Genomic DNA, 4960 nt, shown 5'->3' on the forward strand with positions numbered 1-4960 from the left:
AAAACCCGCAGAAGGAAACCCTTTGCGGGTTTTTTTATTAACAATCAAGCATGAGAAAGATAGAAATTTGTGTAAGTCCGGAATTGATTCACCTCTATGAAACCAAGGGGAAAAATGTAGTCATCGTAGATATATTTAGGGCTACTTCCACGATGATGGCAGCTTTGGCAAATGGTGTCGAATCCATCACCCCAATTATGGATCTGGAAACATGCAGGGCTTTTGCTTCAAAAGGATATACCATTGCCGGAGAAAGAAACGGGCTGAAAGCAGAAGGATTCGAACTTGGAAATTCTCCTTTGGCATATCTAAACCATGCATTTGCAGGCAAAAAAATTGCCATGACAACCACCAACGGTACATTGGCTATAGAAAAAACCAAAATTGATGCCAACCTAGTTTTACTAGGTGCATTTGTGAATCTAAAAGCCACGGCAAAATATCTCATTGGTCAGACTGAGGATGTTTTGATACTTTGTGCAGGTTGGAAGGGGAAATTCAATTTGGAAGATTCATTGTATGCAGGTGCTTTGGTAAGTAGTTTACATCCGAACTTCGATACAGACTGTGACTCAGCGATTGCTTTGAAAAGTCTCTATGAAAGCAATTCCCATAGGCTTCAGATATTTTTAGGTCAAGCTTCCCATGCCAAAAGATTGCAAAACCATAATATAGAGGCTGATATTGATTTTTGTCTCTCCATTGACATGTATGATATTGTTGGAATCCTATCAGGTGAAGAACTTATTGCTAAACATTCATAAGGCAACAAAAACCGAATTAAATTCTAATAATTACAGGCTTCATTCAGAAAGCAATCAATTTTACATACCTTTGCAGCATAGAAAATCCCTAATTTTAAATAGAAAATCAAGCCAAGCACCATGTCTGAGGTTAAACTATTCTCCGGAACCAATAGCATTCAACTAGCAGAAAAAATTGCCAAACATTACGGAAAACGTCTCGGAGACCTTACCCTCTCCAAATTCAGTGATGGAGAGTTGTCACCAAGTTACAATGAGTCCATTAGAGGCTGTACTGTATTTTTGATTCAGACGACCAATCCCACTGCAGACAACCTCTTGGAATTATGCCTGATGATAGATGCCGCCAAAAGGGCGAGTGCTTATAAGGTATGTGCGGTGATTCCTTATTATGGTTATGCGAGACAAGACAGGAAAGACAGGCCCCGTGTTTCTATTGCGGCAAAGCTAATTGCCAATATGCTTACCTCGGCAGGTGCAGACAGGATTATGACCTGTGACCTGCATGCAGGACAAATTCAAGGTTTTTTTGATATTCCTTTGGATCATTTAAATGGATCAGCTATTTTTGTGCCCTATTTGGAAAGGCTGGCCTTGGACAATATGATTTTTGCAGCTCCTGATGTAGGAGGCGTTGCGAGAGCAAGAGCATATGCCAAGCATTTCGAAGTAGAAATGGTCGTCTGTGACAAGCACAGGAAAAGGGCCAATGAAATCGCGTCCATGCAAGTGATTGGAGAAGTGGAAGGGAAAGATGTCATCTTAGTAGATGACTTGGTAGATACCGCAGGTACACTTTGCAAAGCTGCCCAGATTCTCATGGAAAAAGGAGCCATCTCGGTAAGGGCTATTGCAACTCATGGAGTTTTGTCGGGAAACGCCTATCAAAACATCGAAAATTCTGTCTTAAAAGAGTTGGTTATCACTGATACTATCCCTGTGAAGCAGGCTTCTTCGAAAATTAGGGTTCTTACTGTTTCTGATCTCTTTGCGAAAGCAATCCATGCAGTTACAGGAAACACTTCAATCAGTGCATTATTTATTTAGGATTACTTAATCAATTATATACAAACAAATTAAAAAATTTATGAAATCATTAGAGATTATAGGGTTTAAAAGAGCAAATCTCGAGAGTGGAGAATTGAATCAGATCCGTGAAGAAGGTAATGTACCTTGTGTTGTTTACGGTCCTGTCATCAAAGAACAAATCCACTTTTATTCTCCCGCCATCCTATTCAGAGACCTTGTTTACACACCTGATGTGCACATGGTTGACTTGAATATCGAAGGCATCAAAATGAAAGCTGTATTGAAAGACACACAATTCCATCCCGTAAGTGATGTACTTATACATGCTGACTTCTTGGCTTTTAGCCCTGATAGACCTATCAAATTTGAAATCCCTGTGGAGATTGTAGGAACTGCTCCCGGAGTTCAAAAAGGTGGTAAATTGGAATTCAAAACAAGGAAAATTGCTGTAAAGGGACTTGCTGCCAACCTTCCTGACAAAATCAGAGTTGACGTATCTAAACTTGACCTTGGAAAATCAGTAAAAGTGGGCGAAATTAAAGCAGAAGGATTTGACATCTTGACAAGTCCAAATGTATCGATCATCTCTATTGGAATCCCAAGAGCGTTGAGAGGTAAAAAAGCTGAATAATTCCGCTTCTTAATATCAATAATTCAAATCCTGCTTAGTCCTTAAGCAGGATTTTTTATTTTTGCTCAGCAATACAAAATAAGAATTGATGAAATACCTGATTGTTGGACTTGGGAATATAGGTCCTGAATATGAATTGACCCGACACAATGTGGGTTTTTTGACTGTAGACCGACTCGCCGACAAACAAGGCGTATCTTGGAAAAGCGACCGACTAGCTTTCAGCACCAACTTCAAATACAAAAGCAGGCAGATATATCTGATCAAACCAACCACTTACATGAATCTCAGTGGAAAGTCAGTGAATTATTGGATTAAGGAATTGGGTATTCCCAAAGAAAACATCATGGTCATTGTAGATGACGTGGCTTTGCCTTTTGGTAAATTGAGGATGCGCGGAAAAGGCTCTTCAGCAGGCCACAATGGATTGAAAAATATTGAAGAACTCACAGGAGGACAGGAATATCCGAGGTTGAGGTTTGGGATCGGTGACGATTTCCCAAAAGGAAGACAAATAGAATATGTCCTCGGCAGGTGGTCTCAGCAGGAAATCGATGAACTTCCGATTTTCATGGACAAAGCCATTGATATGGTTCTGAGTTTTTGCACTGTTGGGATCAACATGACGATGACTCAGTTTAATGATTAATTAGACATGAGATTTGAGACGTGAGACAACAAATCTTACCCAAATCCAGTATCCAGTATCTATAAATATCTATTTCAATCTTATTTCAACTTTATTTCTATCATATTTCCATTGAATTTCTACTTTATATCAGCCTTATTTCAATAGTATTTCTCTTCAATAAAAAAGTATTATGGAATAATCTTTTGAAATCAACTTTTTGGAAACTTACTTTGTGTACACTTCAGGCAAAGATTTATAAAGAAGAGGCAAGAGAACAGGCTCGCTGACCCTCTGGCAACCATCCCGACACATCGCGAAAGGTGCCAAAACCTGCCCAACTAATGGGACCTATAAATTAGACATTATGCAATTTCAGATTACCCTTCATTTATCGGAAACATTCGAAAAAATTAAGTACGAAGTACCAAGTACGAAGTACGAAGAAATACCACCGGTCTCGATCTCTATAAATTTTTTTAGTTGGGTGATAAATGCTTATATGAATTTTCTCAGGGCTTTTTCCCATTCTGTCTTTAAGCAAACCCATGTTTCCTTATTAAAAAAAATCTCTAACCTATTAACCAATAACTAAATACCATTCCCATGTCTCATTTCGAAACTGACGCCATCCGAATAAGTGCTTCCAAATCAAGCCAAAGGGAGCATTCCTCCCCTATTTACCTGACTTCTAGTTTTACTTTTGACTCTGCTGAGGAAGCCAGACAGATGTTTGCCGAAGAAATCGAAGGAAATATTTACTCAAGGTATTCAAATCCTAATTCTTCTGATCTGATTCAAAAAGTTTGTGCAGCTGAGGGTACAGAATCCGGAATTGCGACCTCCTCCGGAATGGCTGCCATGTTTGGAAGTATTGCATCCCTTTTGCAGCAAGGAGACCATATATTGGCTTCTCGCTCTCTTTTCGGTTCTACTCATCAATTGCTTACACGCATATTTCCAAAATGGGGAATTACTTCCACTTACGGAGATATTTCGGATTTTCAACATTGGGACAAACTTGTGCAGCCCAACACCAAGATGCTGTTTATAGAAACACCCTCAAATCCGGGATTGGAAATCATAGATTTGGAATGGGCGGGGAAATTTGCCGCTACCCACAATCTAATCTTAGTAGTGGACAATTGCTTTGCGACTCCATATCTTCAGCAACCTGCAAAATGGGGAGCTCATATCGTCACCCATTCCGCGACCAAATATATTGATGGACAGGGCCGGGTTTTGGGTGGATTGATTTTGGGCAAAAAAGAACTGATCAAGGAAGTAGAGTTTTTTACCCGGCATACCGGACCTTCGATCTCCCCTTTTAACGCATGGATTTTGTCAAAAAGCATGGAAACCTTGGCAGTCAGGATGGATAGGCATTGTGAAAATGCATTGAAAGTGGCTACCTATTTTGAAGGAAACAAAGAGATTGACTTTGTTAAATATCCTTTCCTCCCCTCCCATCCACAATTTGATCTTGCCAAAAAGCAGATGAAACAAGGGGGAGGCATCATTACCCTGACCTTGAAAGGAGGATTGGCAAGGGTACAGAAATTCATTGATTCCCTTCAGATGATCTCTATCACTCCAAACCTCGGAGACAGCCGCAGCATCATCACCCATCCGGCTTCTACCACGCATAGCAAACTCTCGGTGGAAGAAAGAGCTAAAGTTGGGATTTCGGATGGATTGGTGAGGTTGTCTATTGGTTTGGAGCATCATGAAGATATCATCAAAGACGTGGAAAATGCTTTGAACCATTCAAGATAAATTGTTTCAAAATTTCTTTTTTGAACTCCAAAAAGCACAAAAAAACTATTCATTTGTGTCTTTTGGAGTTTTTGGTACTTTTTGATTTTGGAAAATATTGGGATTTTATCCAAATCAGAATTAAATTAGATT

General features: G+C 39.6%; 5 protein-coding genes and 1 riboswitch. All 5 genes read left to right on the top strand.

Going from position 1 to position 4960, the window contains the following annotated elements; genetic code table 11:
• Positions 1–50 precede the first annotated feature (50 nt).
• The gene (locus ACZFYI_RS15675; RefSeq protein ID WP_462525071.1) at positions 51–764 is read left to right on the top strand and encodes a 2-phosphosulfolactate phosphatase; all 714 of its coding nucleotides are present in this window, start codon (positions 51–53) and stop codon (positions 762–764) included.
• Between the two features lie 120 nt (positions 765–884).
• Positions 885–1811 carry a ribose-phosphate pyrophosphokinase gene (locus ACZFYI_RS15680; RefSeq protein ID WP_462525072.1) on the top strand — a complete coding sequence of 309 codons (927 nt, stop codon included), beginning with the start codon at positions 885–887 and terminating at the stop codon, positions 1809–1811.
• A gap of 40 nt (positions 1812–1851) precedes the next feature.
• Complete coding sequence (locus tag ACZFYI_RS15685; protein ID WP_462525073.1) at positions 1852–2424, top strand: 50S ribosomal protein L25/general stress protein Ctc; 573 nt, start codon at positions 1852–1854, stop codon at positions 2422–2424.
• Between the two features lie 88 nt (positions 2425–2512).
• A complete protein-coding gene (gene pth, locus ACZFYI_RS15690; protein ID WP_462525074.1) occupies positions 2513–3073 on the top strand; it encodes an aminoacyl-tRNA hydrolase in 561 nt (186 codons plus the stop codon).
• A 232-nt stretch (positions 3074–3305) separates the two neighbouring features.
• Positions 3306–3412, top strand: a riboswitch (SAM riboswitch).
• A gap of 246 nt (positions 3413–3658) precedes the next feature.
• Positions 3659–4828, top strand: coding sequence for a trans-sulfuration enzyme family protein (locus tag ACZFYI_RS15695; protein ID WP_462525075.1), 1170 nt, complete (start codon positions 3659–3661; stop codon positions 4826–4828).
• Positions 4829–4960: the final 132 nt, after the last annotated feature.

The sequence above is a fragment of the Aquiflexum sp. genome, assembly GCF_977115555.1.

Bases quoted from the DNA above. Each gene is read 5' to 3' on its own strand.
- ACZFYI_RS15680 (WP_462525072.1), top strand. From the start codon at position 885: ATGTCTGAGGTTAAACTATTCTCCGGAACCAATAGCATTCAACTAGCA.
- ACZFYI_RS15695 (WP_462525075.1), top strand. From the start codon at position 3,659: ATGTCTCATTTCGAAACTGACGCCATCCGAATAAGTGCTTCCAAATCA.
- ACZFYI_RS15685 (WP_462525073.1), top strand. From the start codon at position 1,852: ATGAAATCATTAGAGATTATAGGGTTTAAAAGAGCAAATCTCGAGAGT.
- pth (WP_462525074.1), top strand. From the start codon at position 2,513: ATGAAATACCTGATTGTTGGACTTGGGAATATAGGTCCTGAATATGAA.
- ACZFYI_RS15675 (WP_462525071.1), top strand. From the start codon at position 51: ATGAGAAAGATAGAAATTTGTGTAAGTCCGGAATTGATTCACCTCTAT.